The sequence below is a fragment of the Flavobacterium sp. genome, assembly GCF_044361015.1.
In the GTDB taxonomy this organism is placed as follows: Bacteria; Bacteroidota; Bacteroidia; order Flavobacteriales; family Flavobacteriaceae; genus Flavobacterium.
This window is the reverse complement of the sequence record NZ_JBIKJL010000006.1, coordinates 20,466-47,011: the sequence shown is the minus strand read 5'-3', so window position 1 is coordinate 47,011 and position 26,546 is coordinate 20,466. Positions and strand designations below refer to the sequence as shown.

28 protein-coding genes and 2 tRNA genes are annotated in these 26,546 nt (G+C 32.9%); 14 read left to right on the top strand and 16 right to left on the bottom strand.

Annotated elements, in window-relative coordinates; genetic code table 11:
- Positions 1-114 precede the first annotated feature (114 nt).
- A complete protein-coding gene (locus tag ACIQ2Z_RS03450) occupies positions 115-1,113 on the top strand; it encodes a hypothetical protein (RefSeq protein WP_396182766.1) in 999 nt (332 codons plus the stop codon).
- Here ACIQ2Z_RS03450 and ACIQ2Z_RS03445 read toward each other — a convergent pair.
- Both ACIQ2Z_RS03445 and ACIQ2Z_RS03440 read right to left on the bottom strand, forming a co-directional pair.
- Complete coding sequence (locus ACIQ2Z_RS03445; protein ID WP_396182765.1) at positions 1,108-1,662, bottom strand: Smr/MutS family protein; 555 nt, start codon at positions 1,660-1,662, stop codon at positions 1,108-1,110. The genes ACIQ2Z_RS03450 and ACIQ2Z_RS03445 overlap by 6 nt on opposite strands.
- Entirely contained in the window at positions 1,655-1,837 is a 183-nt protein-coding gene (locus ACIQ2Z_RS03440) for a hypothetical protein (protein WP_396182764.1), read from the bottom strand. Before ACIQ2Z_RS03440 ends, ACIQ2Z_RS03445 begins: the two co-directional genes overlap by 8 nt.
- Before the next feature lie 126 nt (positions 1,838-1,963).
- Between ACIQ2Z_RS03440 and ACIQ2Z_RS03435 the strand changes: the two genes are divergently transcribed.
- Positions 1,964-2,242, top strand: a complete 279-nt coding sequence (locus ACIQ2Z_RS03435) for a DUF2752 domain-containing protein (RefSeq protein ID WP_396182763.1) — start codon at positions 1,964-1,966, stop codon at positions 2,240-2,242.
- A gap of 46 nt (positions 2,243-2,288) precedes the next feature.
- On the opposite strand, the gene rocD is transcribed toward ACIQ2Z_RS03435, so the two are convergent.
- A complete protein-coding gene (rocD, locus tag ACIQ2Z_RS03430; protein WP_396182762.1) occupies positions 2,289-3,569 on the bottom strand; it encodes an ornithine--oxo-acid transaminase in 1,281 nt (426 codons plus the stop codon).
- 757 nt (positions 3,570-4,326) lie between these two features.
- Between rocD and rlmD the strand changes: the two genes are divergently transcribed.
- From rlmD to ACIQ2Z_RS03415, 3 genes are read left to right on the top strand one after another with little or no spacing between them, the layout of a single operon-like run.
- Positions 4,327-5,739 carry a 23S rRNA (uracil(1939)-C(5))-methyltransferase RlmD gene (gene rlmD / locus ACIQ2Z_RS03425; protein ID WP_396182761.1) on the top strand — a complete coding sequence of 471 codons (1,413 nt, stop codon included), beginning with the start codon at positions 4,327-4,329 and terminating at the stop codon, positions 5,737-5,739.
- Positions 5,740-6,237 carry a DUF6452 family protein gene (locus ACIQ2Z_RS03420; RefSeq protein ID WP_396182760.1) on the top strand — a complete coding sequence of 166 codons (498 nt, stop codon included), beginning with the start codon at positions 5,740-5,742 and terminating at the stop codon, positions 6,235-6,237. It abuts the gene before it with no gap.
- Complete coding sequence (locus ACIQ2Z_RS03415; protein ID WP_396182759.1) at positions 6,209-6,937, top strand: DUF6048 family protein; 729 nt, start codon at positions 6,209-6,211, stop codon at positions 6,935-6,937. The genes ACIQ2Z_RS03420 and ACIQ2Z_RS03415 overlap by 29 nt, the downstream gene beginning before the upstream one ends.
- Position 6,938: 1 nt before the next feature.
- On the opposite strand, the gene ACIQ2Z_RS03410 is transcribed toward ACIQ2Z_RS03415, so the two are convergent.
- Positions 6,939-7,169 carry a hypothetical protein gene (locus ACIQ2Z_RS03410; protein ID WP_396182758.1) on the bottom strand — a complete coding sequence of 77 codons (231 nt, stop codon included), beginning with the start codon at positions 7,167-7,169 and terminating at the stop codon, positions 6,939-6,941.
- 141 nt (positions 7,170-7,310) lie between these two features.
- Between ACIQ2Z_RS03410 and thrC the strand changes: the two genes are divergently transcribed.
- From thrC to ACIQ2Z_RS03395, 3 genes are all read left to right on the top strand, one after another.
- The gene (gene thrC, locus ACIQ2Z_RS03405) at positions 7,311-8,600 is read left to right on the top strand and encodes a threonine synthase (protein WP_396182757.1); all 1,290 of its coding nucleotides are present in this window, start codon (positions 7,311-7,313) and stop codon (positions 8,598-8,600) included.
- Positions 8,601-8,712: 112 nt separating this feature from the next.
- Positions 8,713-10,431, top strand: a complete 1,719-nt coding sequence (locus ACIQ2Z_RS03400) for a PAS domain S-box protein (RefSeq protein ID WP_396182756.1) — start codon at positions 8,713-8,715, stop codon at positions 10,429-10,431.
- The gene (locus ACIQ2Z_RS03395; protein ID WP_396182755.1) at positions 10,431-10,841 is read left to right on the top strand and encodes a response regulator; all 411 of its coding nucleotides are present in this window, start codon (positions 10,431-10,433) and stop codon (positions 10,839-10,841) included. The genes ACIQ2Z_RS03400 and ACIQ2Z_RS03395 overlap by 1 nt, the downstream gene beginning before the upstream one ends.
- A 55-nt stretch (positions 10,842-10,896) precedes the next feature.
- Here ACIQ2Z_RS03395 and rpsT read toward each other — a convergent pair whose 3' ends face one another.
- The 4 genes from rpsT to proS all read right to left on the bottom strand — a co-directional run bounded on the left by rpsT (position 10,897) and on the right by proS (position 12,926).
- Complete coding sequence (rpsT, locus tag ACIQ2Z_RS03390) at positions 10,897-11,148, bottom strand: 30S ribosomal protein S20 (RefSeq protein ID WP_396182754.1); 252 nt, start codon at positions 11,146-11,148, stop codon at positions 10,897-10,899.
- Positions 11,149-11,182: 34 nt separating this feature from the next.
- Positions 11,183-11,254: transfer RNA gene (locus tag ACIQ2Z_RS03385), tRNA-Glu, on the bottom strand.
- A gap of 45 nt (positions 11,255-11,299) precedes the next feature.
- Positions 11,300-11,371 (bottom strand) — tRNA-Glu (locus ACIQ2Z_RS03380).
- Between the two features lie 76 nt (positions 11,372-11,447).
- Entirely contained in the window at positions 11,448-12,926 is a 1,479-nt protein-coding gene (proS, locus tag ACIQ2Z_RS03375; RefSeq protein ID WP_396182753.1) for a proline--tRNA ligase, read from the bottom strand.
- Between the two features lie 99 nt (positions 12,927-13,025).
- Between proS and ACIQ2Z_RS03370 the strand changes: the two genes are divergently transcribed.
- The 4 genes from ACIQ2Z_RS03370 (at position 13,026) to ACIQ2Z_RS03355 (ending at position 17,323) form a co-directional block, all read left to right on the top strand.
- Positions 13,026-13,988: a hypothetical protein gene (locus ACIQ2Z_RS03370; RefSeq protein WP_396182752.1), complete on the top strand. Its 963-nt coding sequence runs from the start codon at positions 13,026-13,028 to the stop codon at positions 13,986-13,988.
- Positions 13,989-14,028: 40 nt separating this feature from the next.
- Positions 14,029-15,510, top strand: a complete 1,482-nt coding sequence (locus ACIQ2Z_RS03365; RefSeq protein WP_396182751.1) for an OmpP1/FadL family transporter — start codon at positions 14,029-14,031, stop codon at positions 15,508-15,510.
- Positions 15,511-15,624: 114 nt separating this feature from the next.
- Complete coding sequence (gene rimO, locus ACIQ2Z_RS03360) at positions 15,625-16,926, top strand: 30S ribosomal protein S12 methylthiotransferase RimO (protein ID WP_396182750.1); 1,302 nt, start codon at positions 15,625-15,627, stop codon at positions 16,924-16,926.
- A 160-nt stretch (positions 16,927-17,086) separates the two neighbouring features.
- Positions 17,087-17,323, top strand: coding sequence for a YdcH family protein (locus ACIQ2Z_RS03355; RefSeq protein ID WP_396182749.1), 237 nt, complete (start codon positions 17,087-17,089; stop codon positions 17,321-17,323).
- 38 nt (positions 17,324-17,361) lie between these two features.
- On the opposite strand, the gene ACIQ2Z_RS03350 is transcribed toward ACIQ2Z_RS03355, so the two are convergent.
- From ACIQ2Z_RS03350 to ACIQ2Z_RS03335, 4 genes are all read right to left on the bottom strand, one after another.
- Complete coding sequence (locus tag ACIQ2Z_RS03350; RefSeq protein WP_396182748.1) at positions 17,362-19,542, bottom strand: B12-binding domain-containing radical SAM protein; 2,181 nt, start codon at positions 19,540-19,542, stop codon at positions 17,362-17,364.
- Positions 19,543-19,701: 159 nt separating this feature from the next.
- Positions 19,702-20,211 carry a tetratricopeptide repeat protein gene (locus ACIQ2Z_RS03345; protein ID WP_396182747.1) on the bottom strand — a complete coding sequence of 170 codons (510 nt, stop codon included), beginning with the start codon at positions 20,209-20,211 and terminating at the stop codon, positions 19,702-19,704.
- Complete coding sequence (gene prfH / locus ACIQ2Z_RS03340) at positions 20,195-20,887, bottom strand: peptide chain release factor H (protein ID WP_396182746.1); 693 nt, start codon at positions 20,885-20,887, stop codon at positions 20,195-20,197. The genes ACIQ2Z_RS03345 and prfH overlap by 17 nt, the downstream gene beginning before the upstream one ends.
- 1 nt (position 20,888) lies before the next feature.
- The gene (locus ACIQ2Z_RS03335) at positions 20,889-22,280 is read right to left on the bottom strand and encodes an RtcB family protein (RefSeq protein ID WP_396182745.1); all 1,392 of its coding nucleotides are present in this window, start codon (positions 22,278-22,280) and stop codon (positions 20,889-20,891) included.
- 454 nt (positions 22,281-22,734) lie between these two features.
- Between ACIQ2Z_RS03335 and bshC the strand changes: the two genes are divergently transcribed.
- Complete coding sequence (gene bshC, locus ACIQ2Z_RS03330) at positions 22,735-24,339, top strand: bacillithiol biosynthesis cysteine-adding enzyme BshC (RefSeq protein ID WP_396182744.1); 1,605 nt, start codon at positions 22,735-22,737, stop codon at positions 24,337-24,339.
- Positions 24,340-24,341: 2 nt separating this feature from the next.
- Here the strand turns inward: bshC and ACIQ2Z_RS03325 are convergent, their stop codons facing one another.
- Positions 24,342-24,668, bottom strand: coding sequence for a type II toxin-antitoxin system RelE/ParE family toxin (locus ACIQ2Z_RS03325; protein WP_396182743.1), 327 nt, complete (start codon positions 24,666-24,668; stop codon positions 24,342-24,344).
- Positions 24,631-24,870: a hypothetical protein gene (locus ACIQ2Z_RS03320; RefSeq protein ID WP_396182742.1), complete on the bottom strand. Its 240-nt coding sequence runs from the start codon at positions 24,868-24,870 to the stop codon at positions 24,631-24,633. The genes ACIQ2Z_RS03325 and ACIQ2Z_RS03320 overlap by 38 nt, the downstream gene beginning before the upstream one ends.
- Positions 24,871-25,235: 365 nt before the next feature.
- On the opposite strand from ACIQ2Z_RS03320, the gene ACIQ2Z_RS03315 reads away from it, so the two are divergent.
- On the top strand, positions 25,236-25,655 hold the full coding sequence (locus ACIQ2Z_RS03315) for a nucleoside-diphosphate kinase (protein WP_396182741.1): 420 nt from the start codon (positions 25,236-25,238) through the stop codon (positions 25,653-25,655).
- A gap of 133 nt (positions 25,656-25,788) precedes the next feature.
- Here ACIQ2Z_RS03315 and ACIQ2Z_RS03310 read toward each other — a convergent pair whose 3' ends face one another.
- The gene (locus ACIQ2Z_RS03310) at positions 25,789-26,085 is read right to left on the bottom strand and encodes a DciA family protein (RefSeq protein WP_396182740.1); all 297 of its coding nucleotides are present in this window, start codon (positions 26,083-26,085) and stop codon (positions 25,789-25,791) included.
- Positions 26,085-26,504, bottom strand: a complete 420-nt coding sequence (locus ACIQ2Z_RS03305; RefSeq protein WP_396182739.1) for a hypothetical protein — start codon at positions 26,502-26,504, stop codon at positions 26,085-26,087. The genes ACIQ2Z_RS03310 and ACIQ2Z_RS03305 overlap by 1 nt, the downstream gene beginning before the upstream one ends.
- Between the last annotated feature and the right edge of the window lie 42 nt (positions 26,505-26,546).

Below are 26,546 nucleotides of genomic sequence, written 5' to 3'. Positions count from 1 at the left end.
CGGATTTATGAAACAGTTTCAAAGATAAGCATAATGGTTAAAATCATACTAATTAAATAGAAATGCTTTTGAAAGAAATTAAAAATCCTATTTTTGCTTTAAATTTATAAAACTATGAAACGATTTATAGGCTTTTTGGTGCTTATGTTCACGCTTAATGCTTGTGATGACGGAGACTTTGATATTGAAACATTTAATTTTTCAGATGTATCTACAAACCAGTGCAACAGTGGTGTTTCAGGTTTTTTTATCTATAAAATAAATAATGTAGAAGTATTACTCGTTCAAATTCCGGAAAGTAATTTTATAAATGAAATAACGACTCCCGGCACTCCGAGACCTGTAAACATTGGAGGAGCCAATAAAGTAATTTATAGAATTTATGATGGAACCCTCACAACCGGTGATATTTGCAACACTATTCCCCCTGCAACACCTGTAGTAACTGAAGAATGGAATGCTCTTGCCGGAACAATTGAAATAGTGACAACTGTAAACAAAACCGTTAATGAAACACTTAATTCCTCTATCATTACGGGCTATACACATAATATTATTTTACGAAATGTAAATTTTCAAAAAGGAAATGGAAAAGAACAATTGTTTGAATCTTTAACCTTTGGGAATTATATCACTTCAGCCACGCCACCCGCTAATTTTGAGGGATTTGCCGTAAAAAATTGTTCTACTGACTATAACTTTTTATATAAAATTTCAGGCACACAAGCGTTAACTTTTGCAGTAGATGCAACGCTTTTTCAAAATGAAGTCACACCTGTTGACAGCCCAAGAAAAGCGTTAATTGACGACACTAACCAAGTTGAATTACGGTATTACAGTGACAATATTAATGATGCATTTGCCTGCACATCACCACCGCTTTCTTATCCGGTATTAGATCAAAAATGGGTTTCGGAAGATGGAGTAACCAACGTAAGCGGAATGATTGAAGTGACCACTACAGAAGAATATTTAATTCCGACAGACAATCAAAGTCCGTTAGTGGGTTATCGTCAAAAAGTGACACTGAAAAAAGTTACTATGCTTAGTAACGGAGTAACTTTTAAATTGGGAGATGTATATGAATATGGTGAATTCGTAACGCCTTTATAAAAGTTTTTTCTGGATAAAATAAACCTCCGTTGCCCCTAAACCGTATTTTTGATAATCGGCATCCTGAAATTTGAGGTTTTCATAACGGCCTAATAAAAAGTCTAATTCGGCTTTTAAAACCCCTTCACCTACGCCGTGAATAAAAACGACTTTTGGCATTTTATTTTTAATAGCAAATTCGAGTTGCCTTTTTGCTGTTTCCATTTGTAAATTTAAAATATCGTAGTTGTTCATTCCGCGTTTAGAAGGAACTAATTTTTCGATATGTAAATCGACTTCTAAGACAAAATCATCCTTTCGGGATTTCTTTTCTTTAACAAAACTACGCTTAGTTGGTTCTGTTTTTTCCTGAATTGCTTTGTATAATTTATCTGTTGAAATAAAACTACTTAATTCACTGGTAATGTTTGTCTTAATTAGTTCCTTGACAAAATATGTCATCAGGAATCCGTCTGTAGTTTCTACTTCCACTTCGTTGTTTTTAATGGAAACAACCACGCCAGAAATATCCTCGTCTAACGCTGCAACTTTGTCTCCTATATTAAACATCCTCTTCTTCTTTTTCTTGATTTTTACTTGGAACTTTTTGCATAAGTTTCATTACCCCTATCATTAAAATTACAATTGCAGCAACTTTTATATAGACCTTATAATTACTTTCTTTCGGTGTATAAAAAGCAAAAAAAACTGCGATTAACATGATTGGAATAATAACTTTTTTCATGGTGGAAATTTAAAATGAAATCTCTTTTCAATGGATTCCAAATGTAGAAATTAAAATTATAAGTTTACTACTTGTATTGCAAACTCTTTTTTTTGTAAAATTGTGAATCAATAAAAGTTAAAACTTATGGAAGAATACATGCTTCCCTGTTTATCAAAAAAACTATTTGGCATTGACTGTTTAGGCTGTGGTATTCAGCGTGCCATTGTTTTATTGTTGGAAGGGGAATTTACTGCAGCATTTTACATGTATCCGGCTATTTATACAATGCTTTTATTTTTTGTCTTTATTGGCATCAGTTTTGTTGATAAATCCAGAAACTATCATAAGATAATTATGCTTTTTGGAACCGTCACAGCTGTCATCATGGTTGTTTCCTATTTGTATAAAGTCATAGTCTATTAAATAAATCTAAGCTATAAAAAAAGCCACTTTCAAAGTAGCTTCCTTCTTATTTTTCAAACTCTTTCAATGTTTTGATGATAATTGAAACACAATCCAACAACTGTTCTTCATTCATAACCAAAGGTGGAGCAAAACGAATGATGTTTCCGTGGGTAGGTTTCGCAAGCAATCCGTTTTCAGCTAATTTCATACAAATATCCCATGCTGTTGAGCTATCTTCTGTATCATTAATTACAATAGCATTCAGCAACCCTTTACCTCGCACTAAACTTACGATGGAACTATTTTCAATATACTCGCTTAATTTTGCTCTAAATAATTTACCCAAAGCACGGGCATTTTGAATTAAATTTTCTTGTCCAACTACTTCCAAAGCTGCTTTTGCAACTGCTGCAGCTAATGGGTTTCCTCCAAATGTAGAACCATGTTGTCCGGGTTTAATCACATGCATAATGTTATCATCCGCTAAAACTGCCGAAACCGGATAAACGCCACCGGAAACTGCTTTTCCTAAAATCAGGATATCGGGTTTAGCATATGTATTTTGTCTTTCACAATTGTTTTCGCAAGTACAATTGCCACAAACAGCCAGTAAAGAACCTGTTCTGGCAATTCCGGTTTGTACCTCGTCAGCAATAAAAAGAACATTGTATTGATCACAAAGTTCTTTCACTTGTTCTAAATAGTTTTCTGCCGGAACATAAACACCGGCTTCTCCTTGAATAGGTTCAACTAAAAATCCGGCAATATTTTTATTGTTTTCTAAAACAAATTGAAAGGCTTCAATATCATCATAAGGAATCTTGATAAATCCTACTGTGTAAGGACCAAAGTTTTTTCTGGCATTTTCATCATTAGAAAAAGAGATGATTGTAGTTGTTCGTCCGTGAAAATTATTGTCACAAACAACAATTATAGCTTCATGTTCATCGATACCTTTTTTTTCATAAGCCCATTTTCTACAAATTTTGATAGCTGTTTCAACCGCTTCAGCTCCCGTATTCATGGGTAATATTTTATCAAACCCAAATAATTCGGTAATATATTTTTCATATTTCCCTAATTTATCATTGTAAAAAGCTCTCGAAGTCAACGTCAACGTTTGAGCCTGTTGCACCAGAGCATTCACTATTTTTGGATGACAATGACCTTGGTTCACCGCTGAATAAGCAGATAAAAAATCATAATATTTTTTTCCGTCTACATCCCACACATATACTCCTTCTCCTCTACTCAGTACGACCGGCAACGGATGATAATTATGAGCACCAAATCGATCTTCTAAGGCGATAAATTCTTTTGAATTGATTTTTTCTAAAACTGACATTTTCTTGAATTTAAAATTAACTGCTTGTCAATTCCTACTTTTGGAGAGAAATCATCCTAAACAGAAGCAAAAATAACGAATAAACCGTTGAAAATAATGAGATGATTCATAAAAAAAAATAGTAAGCAGTAAAACTCTTTATTAATCAAATATTAAAAAAGATTACTAATTAAGAATAAATTTTTATTTTTTGCAAAAATTAAAAAAATTGAAATAAAAAAATTCTATTTTTATTATTAAGTTTCACTTTAGTGGGAATAACTTCTTGTTCCTCTGATGATGACATAGCAGACGTGAATTATGTTACTGCAAAATTTAACTGAGTTGAAACGAAGTTTAATATCTTTTAAGTATTATAAAATTAATTATGACGGATATTCAGATATTATTGTAACCGCTACAACAAACAGTGAACCTACTAAAGTAATTACTATTACTTGAGAGTATGGTGCTAACGATCAGAATTTAATTTGGGGATTTGATTAAGAAACAGCTGATGTTTATTACGTTCAGGATTCCGATAATTTTACCTCAAACCTTACTACAAATTCAGACGGAAAATACATAGGTACTTTCTCCGGATCGCTAGTTGATGATTCAGATGGAAATGTAATGGTATTGACTAATGTTGCGTTCAATATTGCTTATTAAAAAATTAATTAAGTTCTAAAACGCCTTCTTTCGAGGGCATTATTTGTTTTAAAAAATAATTTCAATACCCGATTAATTATCTTATTGAATACCTTATTTTTGCCAAATGGGAAGAAAAAACACAGACAAAATAATATTTAAAGAAGTAAACGTTTTAGATGCCGGAGCAAAAGGCGTTTCTGTAGCAAAAGCAGAAGATGGCCGGGTAATTTTTATATCCAATGTTGTTCCGGGCGACATTGTTGACGTTCAAACCTTAAAGAAAAGAAAATCCTATTTTGAAGGTAAAGCAATTTATTTTCATAAACTTTCACCGCATCGCGTAAAACCGGAGTGTGAGCATTTTGGAGTTTGTGGCGGTTGCAAATGGCAAAACATGCAATATAACCAACAATTGTTTTATAAAAACAATGAAGTTTATAATAATTTAAAACGAATTGGCAAGATTGAACTTCCTGATTTTGAACCCATACTAGGCTCCGCAAAAGAATTTTTTTATCGCAATAAAATGGAATTTTCCTTTTCAGACAGTCGTTGGCTCTCTGAATACGAGATTCAACAAGAGGATACGATTGAAAACCGAAATGCATTAGGTTTTCACATGCCAAAAATGTGGGACAAAATTTTAGATATCAATAAATGTCATTTGCAACAAGATCCGTCAAATGCTATTCGAAATAGCTTAAAATCATTTGCAACAGAAAATAACATTCCATTTTTTAATCCCCGACATCAAGATGGTTTGTTGCGAACATTGATGATTCGGACAACCTCAACAGGAGAAATCATGGTTTTGATACAGTTTTTTAAAGAAGATATAACACAACGCGAATTGGTTTTAAATTTTTTAAAAGATAAATTTTCGGAAATCACTTCTTTGCTCTATGTAATTAATAGTAAAGCAAACGACACTTTGTATGATCAAGATATTAAGATTTTTAGTGGTCGTGATTATATTTTAGAGGAAATGGAAGGATTACAATTTTCAATCAATGCAAAATCTTTCTATCAAACGAATTCCGAGCAAGCTTATGAACTGTATAAAATTACGCGGGAATTTGCCGGTTTAACCGGAAATGAATTGGTCTATGATTTATATACCGGAACCGGAACCATTGCTCAATTTGTTTCAAAAAAAGCTAAGAAAGTAATTGGTGTGGAATCTGTTCCTGAAGCTATTGACGATGCCAAAGAAAATGCTAAACGCAATAACATTACTAATTGTGAATTTTATGTTGGAGATATGAAAGAAGTTTTTAATGCTGATTTCATTGCTAAACACGGTAAACCGGATGTTATCATTACAGACCCTCCGCGTGATGGAATGCATGCAGTTGTGGTTGAACAAATTATGCAAATTGCCCCTAAAAAAGTAATTTATGTCAGTTGCAATTCTGCTACACAAGCAAGAGATTTAGCGTTAATGGACTCGCTTTATAAAGTTACCCGTGTACGTTCGGTAGATATGTTTCCGCAGACGCATCATATAGAAAATGTTGTACTTTTAGAAAAAAAATAAATGAAACGATTATTGTTTTTAGTGGTGTTATTATTTCTTTTTCAAGGATGTGAAAAAGACGACATCTGCACACCCGAAACTCCTACTACACCTCGACTTATCATTGAGTTTTATGACAGCGTAAATACATCGGTAAAAAAGGTAGTGGCCAATTTAAAAGCTGAAGGAGAAGGAGCTGATACAGCACTTACATTTGATTTAGTAAGTACAATAGAACTCCCTTTAAAAACAAATGAAGATTTTACACAATACAAATTAACAATCAATTCAACTTCTGCAACGGAGGCGAATATAGACAGTATCCGTATCAATTACACCCGAAATGATATTTATATTTCAAGAGCCTGCGGATTTAAGACAAATTTTGATTTGAATTTATTCAATCCGATAGAAAACACAAATCCGATTGGTGATCCTGAATTTTGGATTGAAACTATAGAAATAATTAAGAACAAAATTGAAACCGAAGATGATGTCCATATCAAAATGTATTTTTAGCGTCGGTTTAATTTTGGTTTCCATTTCTATTGGAGCTCAAGAAACCAAAAAAGACAGTATTCCTTTGAAAACTGAGCGTTACGGTGTTCGAGTTGGAATTGACTTATTTAAATTTGGTAAAAGTTTTTTTGATGAAAACTATAAAGGATTGGAACTAGTAGGCGATTATAGATTAACCAAAAACTACTATCTCGCCGGTGAATTAGGCAATGAAAACAAGACAACACAAGACGATCGATTAAATTTTACTACAAAAGGTTCCTATTTTAAAGTTGGTTTTGATTATAATGTATATGAAAACTGGCTTAATATGGAAAACCTTATATATATTGGTTTGCGTGTGGGAGCTAGCACACATTCTCAGGAAATAAACGCCTATAAAGTTTATAATCCAAACCCTTATTTTGGGGAAGCTCCAGAAGTAATTTCTGATGAAAAATTTGATGGTTTATCAGCCCAATGGGGAGAATTTCTGATTGGAGTAAAAGCCGAATTGTTTTCCAATTTATATGCAGGTTTTAGTTTTAGGTTAAACTATTTGATAAACACCAAAGAACCGGATGGTTTTGAAAATCTTTATATTCCGGGATTTAACAGAACCTATGACGGCACTTTTGGAGTTGGGTTTAACTATACCATTTCCTATTTTATTCCAATTTACAAGAAAATAATAGAGCCTAAGAAGGAAGTTATAAAATAAATTATAATTCTTTAATCTCTTTACTAAAAATCCACTTCATAAAAATTTTAGAGCCATCTTTCGTGTTGACTACTTGAAATTTTGGTGCTATAATTAATGTTATTACAAAAGCTAAAAAAGGAATCCAAATACCTTCTAAAGAAGAAAAATTGGAAATTGCAAAACGCAACGGAATAAAAAAAGCGGCAAAAGAAAGTAACTGGTAAATAAAAACTTTGGTTTTTATATTCATTAGATTTGAATTTTTACCAAAAGTACAAAAAAATCAAGTTTTAATTTTTATATTTCTGTTGAAGAACACAACCTATAAAAGAATTATTTTATATTTACCTTTTCATTATACAAACCAATTCTTCAAAACCAATTCAACCTGATGCTTTACAAAAGTTTGAATCTCAAAGCTCCGAAAGTAACCTTTGAACAAGCCGTTACTCTGGGACTTGCTCCTGACAAAGGACTTTATTTTCCGGACAGTATTAATCCGTTAGAAAATTCTTTTTTTGAAACAATAGCAACTCGTTCAAATGAAGAAATTGCTTATACTGTTATTAAACAATTTATAGGAACTGAAATTGCTGAAGCTGATTTAAAAAAAATCATTTCAGAAACATTGTGTTTCGATTTTCCATTAACAAAAATTGAAGAAAACATTTATTCTTTAGAACTCTATCATGGTCCAACCATGGCTTTTAAAGACATAGGAGCCCGATTTATGGCAAGGTGTTTAGCTTATTTCAATAAAAAAAAACCTAACCAGAAGAACACAATTTTAGTAGCCACTTCCGGAGATACCGGTGGAGCGGTTGCTAACGGTTTTTTGAATGTTCAAGGAGTAGAAGTAGTTATTCTTTACCCGAGTGGAAAAGTTAGTGATATTCAAGAACGTCAACTTACCACGTTAGCTCAAAATATCACAGCGTTGGAAGTTGATGGCGTTTTTGACGATTGTCAGGATATGGTAAAAAGAGCTTTTTTGGATTCTGAATTAACCCATAAAAATCTAACGTCTGGCAATTCAATAAATGTAGCTCGATGGCTTCCCCAAATGTTTTATTTTTTCTTTGCTTATAAAGAATTAAAAAAAATGAATTTGCCCATCATCATTTCAGTTCCAAGTGGTAATTTCGGAAATATTTGTGCCGGTATCCTAGCAAAAAAATTAGGTTTACCTATTAACCATTTTGTTGCAGCAACCAATATAAATGACACCATTCCGCGTTTTATGTTAGATGGGATGTATAACCCAAAACCATCAAAAGCCAGTTTATCAAATGCTATGGATGTTGGTAATCCGAGTAATTTTATACGAATTCAGGAATTATATAAGCATGATTTTTCGGCTTTTAAAAATGATTTTTCGGCCTATTCTTTTTCTGACGAAGAAACACATATTGCATTAAAAGAATTATATACAAAAAATCAATATATTGCTGAACCGCATGGTGCAATTGGCTTTCTAGGTTTAAAAGAAGAAATCAAAAAAAACAATAAGGCCGTTGGAGTATTTTTAGAAACCGCTCATCCGATAAAATTTTCAGATACTGTTGAGCCTGCTTTAGAAATCCGTTTACCCATTCCAACACAGATTGAAAGCATAATGAATAAAGAAAAAAAAACCATCAAAATAAAAACATATACTGATTTAAAAAATTATTTAAGTTAATACAAAATCATAACTATAAAAAATACCACACTTTATTATGATTCAAACTCGACTACAAAAACTACCTTTTTTTTCGCTATTAAAAAGTCAATAATTTATTTATATTTGAATAATGAAAAGTAAATCGAACATCATCACCTTTATTTTTATTATTACAGCTCTTTTTTTAGCACTTATAAGTCATTTAGCTTTCCGTAATAATTTAAAAAATAATGTTGAAAATTTCAACTCCTATCATTTCTTAGTTGATGCTTTCCTTATTATAGGTACAGGTATATTAATCCGTTTTGTTATTGCCCGAAATGACAAAAGAAATATTGGCATACTAAAACAACTTCAAACCATTAACACGGAAATCAAGGATTCTAATGAACGCTATGATATTGTAGCTAAAGCAACCAGTGATACCATTTGGGATTGGAAGATTCAAACCGACGAATTTGTTTGGAATAAAGGAATTCAAGGAGTTTTTGGATACAAAAATGAAGATGTTGGAAATAGTTCCAATTGGTGGTTTGACCGGATACATCCGGAAGACAGTTTGAAAATGTCTGTTAAACTATATTCCTTTTTAGAACAAAAAACAGAACGTTGGCAAGATGAATATCGATTTAAATGTGCCGATGGAAGTTATAAATATGTTTTTGACAGAGGATTTTTATTAAAAGATATTGATGGTAAAGCCATTCGAATGATTGGAGCTATCCAGGATGTTACCAAGCAAAAAGAAGAAGAACAACGGCTAAAACTATTAGAAACAGTAATTACCCAAACCAAAGATGCTGTAGTTATTACAAATACAGATATCTCTGAAAACCCAATTCCTAATATCATTTTCGTGAACCAAGCTTTCGCTAAAATGACTGGTTATAAACCAAAAGAAGTAATAGGAAAGTCACCCATTATGTTTGCCGGAGTAAAATCAGATTCTAATGAATTGAAAAAACTTACTGAATCTATAAAGAATTATCAGGAGTGTTTCATTGAAACGGTTAGTTACAAGAAAAACGGTGATGAATATTGGGTAAATTTTTCTATGATTCCGGTCACAAATAAAGAAGGCGAACATTCACACTGGATTTCCATTCAAAGAGATGTGACCAAAGAAAAAAACCAAGAACGGGAGCGAGAACAACTCATACAGGAATTAACCCGAAATAATAAAGATTTAAAACAGTTTTCATACATAACATCACACAATTTCAGAGCCCCCCTATCCAACTTAACAGGTTTACTTAACCTTATTGATGATTTGCCTATTGAAAATGAAGAACTACAGGAAATTTTAAACGGATTCAAACGTTCAACTCATTTATTAAATGAAACAATTGACGATTTAGTAAAAGTTGTTATCATTAAAGACAATCCATCCATTCAAAAAGAAATTGTTTCCATCAAAGAGATTTTTGAAAATGTTTTTTTTCAATTAAACAATCAAATTAATTTATATAAACCAATTATAAATATTGACATTGAAGACAACCTTTCCACCACGATTAACAGAGCTTACCTCGAAAGTATTGTTTTAAATTTAATGTCAAATGCACTAAAATACCGTTCGTTAACTAAAACTCCAAAAATTTCAATTATAGCAGTAGAAAAAGAAAATTCAGTAAATTTGATTATTAAAGATAACGGAATCGGTATTGATTTGGGCAAAAACAGTGATAAAATCTTTGGATTATATCAACGTTTTCATAATTATCCTGACAGTAAAGGATTAGGATTATATTTAGTAAAATCTCAAATTGAAGCAATGGGCGGTTCAATTGAAGTAGAAAGCCAAGTAAATAAAGGAACTCAATTTAGTTTAACCTTTAAAAAAGTATAATGTTGAAATCTATATTATGTGTTGATGATGATCCAATTACTTTAATGTTATGTAAAAAAGTAATTGTTAAAGCTGAATTTAGTGAAGAAATAATCTTTGCCAATAACGGTCAGGAGGCTTACGATTTATATCAATCTTTTGTTGTAAAAAAAGACAGGGATGCAATTTTTCAATTTCCCCAATTGATTTTTTTAGATTTAAACATGCCCGTAATGAATGGTTGGGAATTTTTAGATTTATTCAAAGATAACCTCTTAAATGAATTTTCTCAAACTAAAGTAATCATCTTATCTTCCACTATTGATCCGTCAGATTATCAAAAGGCAAAACAATATCAAATGGTTTCACATTTCCTATCAAAACCGATTACAGTAGAGATGTTACAGAATTTAAAACCTTTATATTCATAAAAAAAAAATAGCTTTCCAATTGGAAAGCTATTTTTTTTATATCTAATTTTACTAATTATAATTTAGCTACATGCTTAGTTAATTTAGATTTTAAATTTGAAGCTTTGTTATCATGAATGATATTTTTCTTTGCTAATTTATCAATCATAGAAATCACTGATGATAATTTAGCTGATGCATCAGACTTATCTGTAGAAACTCTCAACGCTTTGATAGCATTACGCGTAGTTTTGTGTTGGTATTTGTTTAATACTCTTCTCTTTTCGGTACTTCTGATTCTCTTTAGAGCAGACTTATGATTTGCCATTTTCTTTAAAATAAATATTTTTATTAAAATTTTGTAGTCCGTAGGGGAATCGAACCCCTGTTACCAGGATGAAAACCTGGCGTCCTAACCCCTAGACGAACGGACCATTGTTTTCCTCTAGTTTAAGATTTTCAACCTAATATTGAACTTGTAGCCCGTGGGGGAATCGAACCCCCCTTACCAGGATGAAAACCTGGCGTCCTAACCGATAGACGAACGGGCCAATTGTTTATTGCGAGTGCAAAAATACAACTATTTTTAATACTTGCAATAGTTACAATTTATTTTTTTAATTTTTTTTAATATGCTTTCGCAAAAAGCACCCTTCCAACAGATGGTTTTCCGCTAAGCATGCACATTCCAGGCTCTTCCACTCTATTTAATGGAATACATCGTATTGTTGCTTTTGTCAACTCTTTAATTTTTTCTTCTGTTTCCGGTGTTCCATCCCAATGTGCAGCAAAGAATCCGCCTTTAGAATCCAATAAATCTTTAAATTCTTCAAAATTATTTACTTCCGTTATATGAGTGTTTCTATACTCAAATGCTTTATCAAAAAGATTCTTTTGAATTGTTTCCAATAAATTTTGAATATAAAACTCAATCCCTTCTTTAGAAACTATTTCTTTTGTTAATGTATCTCTACGTGCCACTTCATAGGTCCCGTTTTCTAAATCCTTTGGTCCTACAGCTAATCGAATCGGCACACCTTTCAATTCGTATTCATTGAATTTAAATCCGGGCTTTTGGGTAGTTCTATTGTCAAATTTAACTGAAATATTTAATTTTTTAAGGGCATACACAACATTTTGAACTTCCGTACAAATAGCTTCTAATTGTTCATCCGATTTGTAAATTGGGACAATAACAACTTGAATTGGAGCTAAATTCGGCGGAAGTACCAAACCATTATCATCGGAATGAGTCATCACTAATGCTCCCATCAAACGAGTAGAAACTCCCCAAGAAGTTCCCCAAACAAATTCTTGAGTCCCTTCCGCATTAGCAAATTTAACATCGAAAGCCTTTGCAAAATTTTGTCCTAAAAAGTGAGAAGTTCCGGCTTGAAGTGCTTTCCCGTCTTGCATTAAAGCTTCAATACAATAAGTTTCCACAGCACCGGCAAATCTTTCTGATTCTGTTTTAATTCCTTTAACAACCGGAATTGCCATAAAATTTTCTGCAAAATCAGCATAAACATTCATCATTTGAAAAGATTCAGCAATTGCTTCTGCTTGAGTAGCATGGGCAGTGTGTCCTTCTTGCCACAAAAACTCCGCAGTTCTTAAAAACAAACGCGTTCTCATTTCCCAACGAACCACATTAGCCCATTGATTTATTAATAATGGTAAGTCCCTGTAAGATTGTATCCAATTTTTATAAGTGCTCCAAATAATTGCTTCACTGGTCGGACGAACAATCAATTCTTCCTCCAATTTTGCATTGGGGTCAACCATTAATTTACCTTTTCTATCGGGGTCATTTTTCAATCTGTAATGTGTCACAATGGCACATTCTTTTGCAAATCCTTCTGCATTTTTTTCTTCTGCTTCAAACATACTTTTGGGCACAAACAGAGGGAAATAAGCGTTCGAATGTCCTGTTGCTTTGAATTTTCTATCTAATTCAGCCTGCATTTTTTCCCAAATAGCATATCCGTATGGTTTTATCACCATACAGCCTCTAACAGCGGAATTTTCAGCTAAATCAGCTTTTACCACAAGTTCATTATACCACTTTGAATAATCTTCGTCTCTTTTGGTTAAATTTTTACTCATTTTGAATTATTTGGCATAAAAATTGTTTTATAAATATTAACTATAAAGTTCAGCAAAACTAACTATTTTTGTATTAACAACAATAAAAATGCTTTGATAATGAAAACAAAATATCTCACTTCGTTTAAAATATTATCCCTCTTGTTGACATCAACTCTTGGGGTTTTATTGGTTTCCTGTGGATCTACTCAAAATTCATCCTATTATGATAACGATGGAATTTATAGTGGCTCAGAAAAAAGTAAATCTAAAGAGGCTGAACAAGTTGCACAAAATAATGCAAACTTGGCCTATCAAAATTACTTCAAATCAAAACAATTAAATGCTGAGGAAGAAATTTTTACTGATGTTGAAAATTATTCTTCCGTAACCGATTCAACACAAATAACTGCAGAAAGTTATACTTCCAATGCTAGTTGGGGTACAAATCCAACTTCAATATCTGTAAATGTTTATGATTCCGGTTGGGGATTTAATTATTGGAACTCTTGGTATGCACCTTATTGGGGATTCAACACTTGGTATGGTCCTTATTGGGGCGTAGGGTTTTATCCTTGGTATGGTCCTCATTGGGGCTGGGGATATCCTTATTACGGGTATGGTTACGGTTATGGAAGTTATTATAATGGTTACGCCTACAATAGTGGAAGAAGAGGTGGTAACTATTACACCAATGGTTACAGAGGAAGTTCAGCTTATTCTAGCAGAACAAATGGTTATAGAGGAAGTTCAGCCTATAGAAGTCAGTATAGCACCCGAAATTACACCAATTCAGGAACGCGTTTTGGTACTACCAGAACAGGGACTAGAGGCTATAACACCAACACTGTAAATTCAAGTAATCCTAGAAGTAACCAATACAACACAAGCGGAACCCGCAATAACACAAGAAATTACGGGAATACACCTTCAAATGGAAATAATACTTATACTCCAAGAAGTAGTAGCAGTAGTTCTTCTTCAACTTCAGGAACAAGAGGTGGAGGATATTCAGGAGGTAGCAGCAGTGGTGGCGGAGGTCGATCTGGTGGCGGAGGCGGACGTTCAGGAGGAAGAGGTTAATTTTTTATTTGTTATATAGTTTTAGTTTAAAAATATAGTAATGAAAAAGATACTATTATTTATTGTAGGGTTTGCTAGTCTAACCATACAATCACAAGAAATTCAAGATGCCGTTCGTTACAGTCTTGACGATATGACCGGAACAGCTCGTTTTAGAGCAATGAGTGGTGCTTTTGGAGCATTAGGTGGCGATTTATCCGCCATAAACATGAACCCGGCAAGTTCTGTTATTTTTAACACAGATCAAGTTGGCTTTACCTTTTCAAACCATAGTAAAAAAAACGAGTCTACTTATTTTGGCACGTATACTGAACAATGTGACAGTAGTTTTGATATGAACCAATTTGGTAGTGTGTTTATATTTCACAACAATGATGCAAATTGGAAAAAATTTGCCTTTGCGATTAATTATGAAAACGAAAACAGACTTGATAATTCTGTTTTTTCTGCAGGTGTAAATCCTACTACATCCATAGACAGTTATTTTTTAAATTATGCCAATGGTATTCCTTTAGGAACATTACAAAGTAATTTATATGCCTTAAATTACAATGAGCAACAAGCCTTTTTTGGTTATAATGGCTATATAATAAGTCCTATTTCTGAAAATTTAAGTAATACACAGTATGTTTCAGAGGTTCCTGCCGGGGGTAATTATTACCAAGATAACTATGTAGAAAGCTTCGGATTTAATGGCAAAGTTGCCTTTAACTTGGCTACACAATATAAAGACTTTTTAAGTTTTGGTATCAATTTAAATGCTCACTTTGTTGATTTTAATCGTGCGAGCAGTTTTTATGAAAAAAATACAAATGATTTGGTAAATGGTGTACAAGATGTTGTTTTTGAAAACTTTTTATACACTTATGGATCAGGATTTTCTGTACAAGTTGGAGCAATAATTAAAGCTACTCAAAGTTTACGTTTTGGAGCCTCCTATGAATCTCCAACTTGGTACAATTTAAATGATGAATTCACACAACGTTTATATGCAACGAACAGAGTTAATGGGGTAACTTTTAATGATGTAGTTGATCCGAGAATTCTTAATATTTATCCAAGTTATGAAGTGCAAACACCTGAAAAATGGTCCGCTAGTGCTGCTTATATTTTTGGTAAATCTGGGTTAATTAGTTTTGATTATACTTTAAAAAATTATAGTCATACCAAACTAAAACCTGAAAATGATTATGTTTTCAGAAATTTAAATACTGAAATGGCAAATACTTTAAACAATGCCAATGAATTCAGACTTGGAGCAGAATATAAAATTAAGGAATTAAGCCTTCGAGGAGGCTATCGTTTTGAAGAAAGCCCATATAAAAATGGTAAAACATTAGGAGACTTAACCGGATTTTCAGGTGGTTTAGGCTATAATTTCGGCTATTTCAAGTTAGACTTTGCTTATAGCTATTCACAAAGAAAATCTCAAGAAGGCTTTTTTACAACTGGACTTACTTCGCCCGCTTTTATCAATACCATCACAAATAGCTTTACCACATCATTTATATTTGAACTATAATTAAAGGTAAAATATAAAATACAAAAACCATTCGCTTTTTCGAATGGTTTTTTGTTTTTATCAAAATTTACTCAATATAAATAGCTAATTTTGCAGTCCGTTATAAAAAACAGTATGAGAACCAAATCTTTAAAGAAAAATAAAATCAACGTCATAACTTTAGGTTGCTCTAAAAATGTATATGACAGTGAAGTGTTGATGGGACAACTTAAAGCCAGTGGCAAAGACGTAGTGCATGAACAAGAAGGAAACATCGTCGTAATTAATACGTGTGGTTTTATTGATAATGCAAAAGAAGAATCAGTCAATACAATTTTAGAATATGTTGACAAAAAAGAACAAGGATTAGTTGATAAAGTATTTGTAACCGGCTGTTTGTCTGAACGATACAAACCTGATTTAGAAAAAGAAATTCCTAATGTAGATCAATATTTTGGCACATCAGATTTGCCTCAATTACTCAAAGTTTTAGGAGCAGATTATAAACATGAATTATTAGGTGAAAGATTAACTACTACTCCGAAAAACTATGCTTATTTAAAAATTTCGGAAGGTTGCGACCGACCATGTAGTTTTTGTGCTATTCCTATAATGAGAGGTAAACACGTATCTCAAACCATAGAAAAATTGGTAAGCGAAACAGTGAAATTGGCTAAAAATGGAGTAAAAGAATTAATTTTAATTGCCCAGGATCTCACCTATTATGGTTTGGACATTTATAAAAAAAGAAATTTAACTGAATTGCTGGAAAATTTAGTAAAAATAGAAGGAATCGAATGGATACGATTGCATTATGCATTTCCTACGGGTTTTCCTATGGATGTATTGGAATTAATGAAACGAGAAACTAAAATTTGTAATTACATTGATATTCCATTACAACATATTTCTGATTCCGTTTTAAAATCCATGAGAAGAGGAACAACACAAGAGAAAACAACTTCATTATTAAAAGAATTCCGAAAAACAGTTCCCGATATAGCTATTCGAACAACTTTAATTGTTGGTTATCCCGGAGAAACGGAAGAAGATTTTCAAATATTAAAAGATTGGGTTCAGGAAATGCGTTTTGAACGTTTAGGTTGTTTTGCTTATTCTCATGAAGAAAACACACATGCATATCTGTTGGAAGATGATGTTCCGTCAGAAGTAAAACAACAACGTGCAGCAGAAATCATGGACATTCAGTCACAAATTTCATGGGATTTGAACCAAGAGAAAATTGGTCAGACTTTCAAATGTATCATCGACAGAAAAGAAGGCCCTTATTTTATCGGAAGAACTGAATTTGACAGTCCGGATGTAGATAATGAAGTACTAATAGATGCTTCAAAATTTTATGTGAAAGTTGGTGATTTTGCTTTTATCAAAATCAATAATGCTACTGAATTTGATTTATATGGTGAACCTATATAAATTATATTGTAAATATGGTGCCATTAATCCCTTGATAAATTTTCAAGGGATTTTTAATTTAATACTGTTAAACCTGATATTTATCATACACTATTTCCTTTTTTATATTTAATTTAGTTAAATCAAATAAAACCTATATTAACATATAAATCCTATCACTATGATTACTACTCATCCAATCGTTCAAGAATTCCCAGAGTATTTAGATAAAATAAAAGATTTATATCATCACAATGAAGAATTTCAGGTTCTTTTAGGGTCATATCATTCTTTAGACAAAGAAATATTTGAGATTGAAAAAGGAGAAATTCCAGTTACAGATGATGAATTAACACATAAAAGAAAAGACAGGGTGTTTTTGAAAGATGAAATTTATAACTATTTAAAAAACAACTAAACTTAACAGCTGAAAGTAAATTTTCAGCTGTTTTTTTTTTATAATGTCAGTAAACCTATTGAGCGTAAGGTATTGATTTGTTTAGAATACCAAAACAATTCAAAATCTTCAAAATGCAATTCAAAATCAGATTTGATTTGAGAAAAAGTTATTGTTTTATCCCCTGAGATTGAAATTTTTTCTAGCATTTCTGAAAACCAAATGCCTTTTTCTTTTTCTAATGAAATTTCAACCGTTTCAGTTTTAGAATGAAATATCAGTTTAACCATTTCCCATGATTTACCTTTTTTAGATTTGGTAAATAGTTCATTCGAAGGCCTTGCTCCTATCCAAACAATTTTTGCCGACGGTTTGGTGTTGAATGATTCTTCTTTTTCTAAACATGAAATAATATAATCAGGAGCAATTTTCGTTTTTGGAATTTTAAAATCAAACCATTCTTGTAACTCATATTCGAAGCAAATTCCGTGCATAAAATTAAAGAGCGATTTTTTTAATCCAAAACTAAATTTATCATGATTGATTCCGGTTTTGTCAGTAAACTGTATATCGTTATTAGCAAAAGTAATTTCATTTTGGTGCGGAACAACTCCAAATTTTTCCGGAAACATTCCCACCGGACTGTGGGCTGTCATGGCAAATTGATGCCAAAAACCGGATTGTAAAATTCCTAATTCAAATAATTGACGAACCATTTCTAAACTATCAACCGTTTCCTGAATGGTTTGTGTCGGATAACCATACATCAAGTAAGCATGCACCATGATGCCTGATTCAGTAAGATTTCGGGTTACTTGGGCTACTTGTTCTACGGTAACACCTTTTTTAATAAGCTCTAATAATCGGTCGGACGCCACTTCCAATCCGCCCGAAACGGCAATACAACCAGAAGCTTTGAGCAACTGACATAAATCAGCCGTAAAGCTTTTTTCAAAGCGAATGTTGGTCCACCAACTGACTGTTATTTTTCTTCTAAGAATTTCCAAGGCTACTTCACGCATTAATGCCGGAGGAGCTGCTTCATCCACAAAATGGAATCCGTTTTCGCCGGTTTGAGTGGTAAGTTCTTCCATTCGGTCCACCAATAATTTGGCCGCGATAGGTTCGTATAATTTAATGTAATCGAGTGATATATCACAAAAAGTACATTTTCCCCAATAGCAACCGTGAGCCATGGTGAGTTTGTTCCAACGACCATCGCTCCACAAACTGTGCATTGGATTGGCAATTTCTATTACAGAAATATACTTATCTAAGTACAAATCGGAGTAATCAGGTGTTCCGACTTCTGATTGTTTGTAGTCGTGTTGAAGTGAATTGTTTTTGTAAACGACTTCATTGTTTTCAAGGAGGAAGGTTCTTTTGTATTTGTTGGAAGATGGAACCTGGAAGCTGGAAGCCAATAATTCAATTGGTAATTCCCCATCATCCAACGTAATAAAATCGAAAAATTCAAAAACCCTTTTATCTTTTAAATCGCGTAATTCGGTGTTGGGAAAACCGCCTCCCATCGCTGTTTTAACAGCGGGGAAATGGGTTTTGATCAATTGTGCACATCGAAAAGCACTGTATAAATTTCCTGGAAAAGGAACCGAAAAACAAACCAATTTGGGTTGAATTTCGGTCAACTTTTGATATAAAATAGCAAGCGTAATTTCATCAATATATGTTGGTGGTTGATTCAATTGATAATACAATTCGTCAAAAGAATTGGCACTTCTTCCCAAACGTTCCGCATACCGACTAAAACCGAAATTTTCATCTACGCAAGCCACAATATAATCGGATAAATCTTCGAGGTATAACGTGGCTAAATGCTTTGCTTTGTCTTGCATTCCCATGGTTCCGAAAGCATATTCCATATCATCCAATTGTTCAAAACGAGAAGCTTCCGGTAAAAAATTACCGGAACAAATTTGACGAGCTAAGGTTGGATTTTTTCCTTGAAGAAAATCTATTACGGCATCGATGGTTTGGATGTAATCTTGCTTAAGAGCAAAAATGCGTTCAAGGTTGGAAGATGGAAGATGGGAGTTGGAAGTTGCAAAAATGCTTTCTAATCCTTTTTTTGAAAAAATTTCCAAAATCACTTCAATACCTAAATCCATTTGAAACGAGGAAATGTTTTTGGTATTCAAAAATCCTTTCAAATAAGCTGTGGCCGGATACGGTGTATTCAGTTGGGTGAAAGGTGGTGTGATGAGGAGGAGGTTTTTCAAAGGAATTCTTTTTACAAAAATAGATTTTTGAACTAATAATGTGGTTGTTAAAACATGATTGATTTATATAAAATCCATCATGAAGCAAATTTAGCTGATTTTAGATTTATAAAAGCAATTTTCAATAAAACAAAAAAGACACATCGCTGTGCCTTTCTCTTACTTTCTCTTTTTCTTTTTATCATTGGAATTCGTTTCCAATTTTAATTTCAATCGCTTTTCCGTTTCTTCAATTTGGTGATTATAATCTGAAGAAATCAATTCCAACTTTACTTTTTTAAGCAATTTAGTCGCTTTTTTAAACTGTAACTGTCTTTCTAATAGTGAAACTAATTTCAATTTAATTTCCACTTTCTTCACACCTTTAATGGTTAGAGCAAAATCGATTAATTTTTGAGCTTCTTCAAAATCTTCATTCAAAAGCAAGGTTTCGATGTAATAGGGATAGACTTCCAACGAATGAATGTCAATAGAAATTGCCTGTTGAAAATAGTTCTTTGCTCCTTCATAATCTTGCAATTGTTCGGCATGAATTCTTCCATATAAACATAAAGCCGTTGTGTTTTTATCATCATACGACAAGGCATAATCCAACGATTCAATAGTGCCTTCTAGCCAATACGGATAATTATCCAAAGCTTGAAAAAGATATTTATCTACTGATTTCATTTTGTAATTCTTTTTTTAATTGTTCTCTTTTTGTTTTGTAAGAAGTAACTACTTTTTGTTTTTTAAAATCGGAACCTTCAAAAACTCGTACCGGATTTCCGCGTTGCACTTGCGTTTGATTCAACCAAGTTGTTTGAAATTGTGTTTTTAGTTGTTTGATTTCTTCCTCTTTTAATTTTAATAATAGTCGCTCTTTTGCTGTCTTTTTGTTTTGATGTTGCGATCGCGAATCCATACAAACAGTCGAAATTCCGGTAGGAATATGTGTCGCACGAATGGCCGAACTTACTTTATTTACATGTTGGCCGCCGGCTCCTGAACTTCGCATGGCTAGATACTGAATATCAGATTCATTAATTCGGCTTTCACTTATTGGAGGAATTTCAAAAACACCAATAAACCAGTTTTTCCGCTTGTGGAATTTTCTAAATTGGCTTTGCCCAATCCATTGAATAGTTCCCATCCATAAAGTAGCAAACTCAGTTGCTGCTTTTCCTTCCAATTTAATGATAGCCGATTCTAATGTACCATTTTCAACACCTTGCTCTCGTTCAATAACTAAGCATTTAAGGTTGAATTCTTTAGCTTCATCCAACATTTTTTTTAATACTTGGGCAACTACCCAAGTACATTCCGCCGGACCTCTTCCGGCGGTAATTTGAATTATTTTTTCCATATTATTTATCCATTCTTACGATTTTTGGCGTAAACGTTCCCAATACTTCCACCAATTCGGTTTGTAAATTCATCACCGTATTGATGTTTTTATAAGCCATCGGGGCTTCGTCAATACCACCTCCAATCAATTGTACATCATGCTCTTTGAGCACTTTTTTAATTTCACTTTGCGTGAATTTCGCTTTGCATTTCGCTCTCGAAAAAAGTCGGCCAGCACCGTGCGACGCAGAATTCAAACTAGCTTCATTTCCTTTGCCTCGAACAATAAATCCAGGTGCCGTCATTGAGCCGGGAATGATTCCTAACTTTCCATTTTCAGCAGGTGTTGCTCCTTTTCGATGAACGATGCATTCTTTACCATCAACCATTTCTTTCCATGCAAAATTGTGATGGTTTTCAATGGTTAAAGCAATTCTTTTACCCAAAGCTTTGGCAATTCTACGATGAATGTCGTCGTGACAAGCTTTGGCATATTCTCCGGCTAAATTCATAGCCAACCAATATTCTTGACCGTCATGTGAATTCAAATCAAGCCAAGCCAAATGCTGCACATTTTTTGGCAAAGGACATTGTTTTGTTGCTAAATACGTATAATGTTTAGCGATATTTGCCCCTAAACCACGTGATCCACTGTGTGACAAAACAGCCAAGTACTCTTTTGCTTCGAGTTTCCATTCCGGTAAGGTTTCGTTAAATTTAACGATGCCAAATTCTACAAAATGATTACCTCCACCCGATGTGCCTAATTGTTTGTATGCCTTGTCCAACAATTGCTTCAACAACGGAATAGCTTGAAATTCATCTCTGTAAAACACTTCATGATCTGCTTTGATTTGATGTGTTTCACTCATCCCAAACTTGGTGTTGTCTTTCAAAACTGCTAGTAATTGATGGTCCTTTCCTTTTAAATAAGAAGCTGGTAAATCAAACACCGATAAGCTCATTCTGCAACCAATATCCACTCCAACTCCATAAGGAATTACTGCATTATCTGTGGCTAAAACTCCGCCAATTGGCAATCCGTAACCGGAGTGAGCATCGGGCATCAAAGCTCCTTTTACAGCTATTGGCAGTTTCAGTGCATCATACAATTGAAATTTTGCTTGTTCGTCAATCTCATTTTCTCCAAAAATTGAAAAAGGTGCTCGGGTAGTAGTCAATTGAGTGAACTTTATTTGAACAGGATTTACTAATCCTTCTGCCACCTTACCCCATGTACCGTTTCCTTTGAATTTTTCAGGAAACAATAACACTTCTTTCGCTTCGGTTAAAATGCTTTCCTTTTTCTCTTTCTTTCTATATCTGTTAATTTGCCCTAGAGCAATATTTATTGAATTATTTTTTGGGAAGCCCAGTTTAATTAGGTCTTTCCCGGAGAGTTTATTTCCCATGATTAATTTAAATTTTTTGTTTTTAGGCAATAAAATAACTATCTCCAAAATGGAAAATATAGCATTTGCCAACCTTTTATTCACATTGGAATAAATAGCATTTCAGGAAAGTTCAGGAAAGTTCGTCGTCATTAATAAGCACAAAAAAACCCGAAACTAATTGTCTTCGGGCTTTTCATATTATTTTTATAATTACTATGATTGTGATAAGCCACGAAGAAGAGCCGCACCAGTTCCAACTGACGCATTGCTTTGAGGTAAAGATTTAAATACTCGCATTTCTTCGTTTTTTTTAAGAGTTATTTTTTAACGGGACAAATTTTCAAAAAATTATTTTAAAATTCCAAACTTTTGTTAACATTTATTTAAGAATATTATTCTATCAAATAATAATCATCTGTTAAACTGTAATTCCAATAATGTTAAATGCTTATTTTTACGAAAATTTCTAACTATGCCAACGGACTGTATCAGCTACCAAGAATCGGGATATTTTACCTCTATTATGGTAGATTACTTAAACCAAAAATCGGAGCTGTCAGCGTTGTATAACCGTTTTCCAACGTTGGAAAACTTCAAGTTGCAGTTGGAAGAAAAAGGGAAAAACTTCAATAGCACTGGTGATGGCCAATTGAAGAGAGAACTATTGATTGCTGTTTTAGAAAAGCACTATGCGTCTATTGAAGCTTCTCAAACTACCTTAAACAATATTAAACTTTTAAACAATTTAAACACCTTTACGGTTACAACCGGACATCAGTTGAATTTGTTTACGGGTCCGCTTTATTTTTTATATAAAATTGTTTCAACAATAAATTTGTGCAAACAATTAAAAAGTAACTATCCGGAGCATAATTTTGTCCCCATTTACTGGATGGCAACCGAAGACCATGACTTTGACGAAATCAATTATTTTTCACTACATGGCAAAAAAATCAGTTGGAATGCAAACAGTTCGGGTCCAGTAGGTCGTTTGTCAACGGAAGGACTTAAAAAAGTTTTCGAAATTTTCGAATTAGAAATCGGTCACGGCAACAATGCAAACTTTTTAAAAGACCTTTTCCAAAAAGCCTATCTCGAACATGCTAATTTAGCCGTTGCCACCCGATTTTTAGCAAACGAACTTTTTAAAAATGAAGGTTTAGTGATTATTGATGCAGATGACCGTGATTTAAAAAAACAATTTATTCCTTTTGTAAAAAAAGAATTAATCGAGCAAGTCTCCTTTAAAAAAGTAACGGAAACCATTGAAAAATTGAAGGATTATGCAGTTCAGGTAAATCCTAGAGAAATCAATTTGTTTTATATTGAAGATGATTTACGGGAACGCATTATTTTTGAAAACGGCAAGTATCAAGTACTGAATACTAAATTGACATTCTCAGAAGATGAATTACTAAAAGAAGTAGAAAATCATCCGGAAAGATTCAGTCCGAATGTTATTTTACGTCCGCTCTACCAAGAAGTTATCTTACCCAATTTATGCTACATTGGTGGCGGTGGCGAATTGGCTTATTGGTTGGAACTAAAGAGCACTTTTGAAGAAAATCAAGTTACTTTTCCTATCCTATTATTGCGAAATTCGGTACTACTTGCTACCGAAAAACAAGAAAAAAGACTAGAAAAATTAAATTTAAATTGGAGTGACCTATTTAAAACGCAACAAGACTTAATCAATCAACAAGTACAGAAAATGTCAGAGTTTACGATTGATCTTTCCACTCAAAAAGAAGCTCTGATAAAACAATTTGAGCACTTACATCAAATTGCTACTCAAACCGATCCTTCTTTTGTTGGAGCCGTAAAAGCTCAGGAAGCTAAACAAATTAAAGGACTAGATAACCTGGAAAAACGATTGCTGAAAGCCGAAAAAAGAGTCCACCAAGAACTATTAAATCGAATTAGTACACTTCAAAACGAATTGTTCCCCAACCAAAGTTTAAAGGAACGCAAAGCAAATTTCTCTGAATTTTATGTAGAATTTGGACAGGAGTTGATTGAGAAATTATTGAATGAATTGAAGCCGTTGGAGCAGGAATTTAAGGTAATCGTTTTGTAAAATTATTTTAATTTTCTTTTATCTGGACTTTGACGATTTGAAAAAAATGATAAGATTTCTACATCATTTTCTAAAACTCTATAATAGATGGAATTAACAGTAAGAACAACAGCTCTTCTAACTTCTTTTTTAACATCAGAAGTTTGAAACAAATAAGGATTTTGAGAAATTAATTGAAGTGTTTTTTCTAGTTGTGTTGCTAATTTCTTTAATTCTCTTTCCGTCCAATTTTGTTCTAAATAGGTTACAGTTTTCTTTAATTCCAATAGAGCATTGTCTGTCCAAAGAATTCTATAACCACTTATCATAGATTTCTCTTGCCTTGTCATGAGAATTTAATTTACCTGCAGCTGCATCTTTAAGTCCTAAATTAATTGATTCTTTTTCTTGATTAGAAATTGAATTCCACCAATCGGAAGTTTCTTTCTTTCTCAATTCCATAATTTTTTTGATAAGAGAAGAATCTTCAACAGTAGAAAGCCATTGAATTAATTCAAGTTTTTGATTCAAAAGTGTTGGATCTAATTTCATATGGCAAAGTATATTTACCAAAAGTAATAAAAAATCAGGATTTTGTAAAATTTAAAATTAAGTTTCCTTTTGTACTAAAATTTCTTTAGTAAACTAATCCTTAAATGGCTTGCTTTTTAGCCCTGATTGAAGCGATATCCTTTTGTGGAATCACGATAGCAATCGGGAGAGCAAAAGATATAGCGGAAAGCGGGAAAATGGATTCCTGAAAAAGCCCGAGCCATTCGCTTCTAAAAAGCCACATAAAGCTCTATGAGATTCCGTCTGCGTCGAAAAAAAATTGTCGGAAAATAGACATTGAAATTTTCTTGTAACATAAAACAAAAACCCTACCTTTGCACCCGAATTAAAAACAATAAAACAAAATGGCTACAAATAGAACATTTACAATGATTAAACCGGATGCTGTTGAAAACGGACACATCGGTGGGATTTTAAATATGATTACAGAAGGTGGTTTTAAAATCGTTTCTTTGAAATTAACTCAATTGACTCTAGCAGATGCTCAGGCATTTTATGCTGTTCACGCTGCAAGACCATTCTTTGGTGAGTTAGTTGAATTTATGACAAGAGGCCCAATTGTTGCAGCTATCTTAGAAAAAGATAATGCAGTAGAAGATTTCAGAAAGTTAATTGGTGCTACTAATCCAGCGGAAGCTGCCGAAGGAACTATCCGTAAAAAATATGCTACTTCTATCGGAGAAAATGCTGTTCACGGTTCTGATTCTGATGAAAATGCTGCCATTGAAGGTGCTTTCCATTTTTCAGGAAGAGAGATGTTCTAGTCGCAGTCACAGTTTTCAGTCACAGTCGCAATTGACAAAATATCAAAAATCCCTTTTTTAATGTAAAAAGGGATTTTTTTTGACTTTTTAAATTACTTATTACTGTAATACAGACAGAAACTATGACTGAAAACTACCTCAACACCAACTCCTTCACTACATCTTTTCGTAATTCATCGTTGAGCATAATTATGATTTTTTGTTTTCCATGGCTGAGTTCTTCACGCAAAACGGAGGAAGTCAACGTAACATAAAGTGTACTTCCTTTCAAAATTACTTCTTTAGTATAAGTATTCACACCATTTCCCATCAAGTCTTTCCATGCTTTCTCCACGTCAATTTTATCCATGCCAGATTGGAGTTTATTGTTTTCAATAAACACTTTTAGCACATCAGAAATAGTACTTTCGTTACTTAATCGCTTAGCCATTATTTGATAGAAAAAGGGGTAAATCTTTTATAATGATATTCCAAATTCTGTTTATTTTTCAACACTAAAATACTATCTGTTAAAGTTATAATTTCTTCTTTCCATTGTGTATAAGGTGTTTTATAATGAATTCGAAAAATTCCGAAACTGTCTTTGATTTGAATTTCCTCTAACTCATCATTTATTAAAAAAGTGCCATCAAATTGAGGAGTTACTTTTTTTCGAAAACCGATGCTTTCTTTCCATTCAAAATAATCTACTGTTTCATTTATTTTGTATTCTTTCTTTTGACCATCCGGTAATTCAACTTTTTGAATTTCCCAATATCCATTTATTTTAGAAATAGATTCAAGAGTTGCTTTTTCCTGACAGGAAATAAAAAATACTGAAATAAGTATGGAATAAAAAAAGTGTTTCATTGTTTCATAAATAAAAATCTAAAATTACAATTAATTTTGGAG

Excerpts from the sequence above, each read along its gene's own strand:
- ACIQ2Z_RS03315 (WP_396182741.1), top strand. The coding sequence starts at position 25,236 with ATGGCTACAAATAGAACATTTACAATGATTAAACCGGATGCTGTTGAA.
- ACIQ2Z_RS03395 (WP_396182755.1), top strand. The coding sequence starts at position 10,431 with ATGTTGAAATCTATATTATGTGTTGATGATGATCCAATTACTTTAATG.
- ACIQ2Z_RS03345 (WP_396182747.1), bottom strand. The coding sequence starts at position 20,211 with ATGAAATCAGTAGATAAATATCTTTTTCAAGCTTTGGATAATTATCCG.
- rpsT (WP_396182754.1), bottom strand. The coding sequence starts at position 11,148 with ATGGCAAATCATAAGTCTGCTCTAAAGAGAATCAGAAGTACCGAAAAG.
- thrC (WP_396182757.1), top strand. The coding sequence starts at position 7,311 with ATGCTTTACAAAAGTTTGAATCTCAAAGCTCCGAAAGTAACCTTTGAA.
- ACIQ2Z_RS03365 (WP_396182751.1), top strand. The coding sequence starts at position 14,029 with ATGAAAAAGATACTATTATTTATTGTAGGGTTTGCTAGTCTAACCATA.
- ACIQ2Z_RS03415 (WP_396182759.1), top strand. The coding sequence starts at position 6,209 with ATGATGTCCATATCAAAATGTATTTTTAGCGTCGGTTTAATTTTGGTT.
- ACIQ2Z_RS03420 (WP_396182760.1), top strand. The coding sequence starts at position 5,740 with ATGAAACGATTATTGTTTTTAGTGGTGTTATTATTTCTTTTTCAAGGA.
- ACIQ2Z_RS03445 (WP_396182765.1), bottom strand. The coding sequence starts at position 1,662 with ATGTTTAATATAGGAGACAAAGTTGCAGCGTTAGACGAGGATATTTCT.
- ACIQ2Z_RS03305 (WP_396182739.1), bottom strand. The coding sequence starts at position 26,504 with ATGAAACACTTTTTTTATTCCATACTTATTTCAGTATTTTTTATTTCC.
- ACIQ2Z_RS03435 (WP_396182763.1), top strand. The coding sequence starts at position 1,964 with ATGGAAGAATACATGCTTCCCTGTTTATCAAAAAAACTATTTGGCATT.
- ACIQ2Z_RS03325 (WP_396182743.1), bottom strand. The coding sequence starts at position 24,668 with ATGACAAGGCAAGAGAAATCTATGATAAGTGGTTATAGAATTCTTTGG.
- rocD (WP_396182762.1), bottom strand. The coding sequence starts at position 3,569 with ATGTCAGTTTTAGAAAAAATCAATTCAAAAGAATTTATCGCCTTAGAA.
- ACIQ2Z_RS03335 (WP_396182745.1), bottom strand. The coding sequence starts at position 22,280 with ATGGGAAATAAACTCTCCGGGAAAGACCTAATTAAACTGGGCTTCCCA.
- ACIQ2Z_RS03320 (WP_396182742.1), bottom strand. The coding sequence starts at position 24,870 with ATGAAATTAGATCCAACACTTTTGAATCAAAAACTTGAATTAATTCAA.
- rlmD (WP_396182761.1), top strand. The coding sequence starts at position 4,327 with ATGGGAAGAAAAAACACAGACAAAATAATATTTAAAGAAGTAAACGTT.
- bshC (WP_396182744.1), top strand. The coding sequence starts at position 22,735 with ATGCCAACGGACTGTATCAGCTACCAAGAATCGGGATATTTTACCTCT.
- ACIQ2Z_RS03410 (WP_396182758.1), bottom strand. The coding sequence starts at position 7,169 with ATGAATATAAAAACCAAAGTTTTTATTTACCAGTTACTTTCTTTTGCC.
- ACIQ2Z_RS03400 (WP_396182756.1), top strand. The coding sequence starts at position 8,713 with ATGAAAAGTAAATCGAACATCATCACCTTTATTTTTATTATTACAGCT.
- ACIQ2Z_RS03450 (WP_396182766.1), top strand. The coding sequence starts at position 115 with ATGAAACGATTTATAGGCTTTTTGGTGCTTATGTTCACGCTTAATGCT.
- ACIQ2Z_RS03370 (WP_396182752.1), top strand. The coding sequence starts at position 13,026 with ATGAAAACAAAATATCTCACTTCGTTTAAAATATTATCCCTCTTGTTG.
- ACIQ2Z_RS03310 (WP_396182740.1), bottom strand. The coding sequence starts at position 26,085 with ATGGCTAAGCGATTAAGTAACGAAAGTACTATTTCTGATGTGCTAAAA.
- prfH (WP_396182746.1), bottom strand. The coding sequence starts at position 20,887 with ATGGAAAAAATAATTCAAATTACCGCCGGAAGAGGTCCGGCGGAATGT.
- proS (WP_396182753.1), bottom strand. The coding sequence starts at position 12,926 with ATGAGTAAAAATTTAACCAAAAGAGACGAAGATTATTCAAAGTGGTAT.
- ACIQ2Z_RS03355 (WP_396182749.1), top strand. The coding sequence starts at position 17,087 with ATGATTACTACTCATCCAATCGTTCAAGAATTCCCAGAGTATTTAGAT.
- ACIQ2Z_RS03440 (WP_396182764.1), bottom strand. The coding sequence starts at position 1,837 with ATGAAAAAAGTTATTATTCCAATCATGTTAATCGCAGTTTTTTTTGCT.
- rimO (WP_396182750.1), top strand. The coding sequence starts at position 15,625 with ATGAGAACCAAATCTTTAAAGAAAAATAAAATCAACGTCATAACTTTA.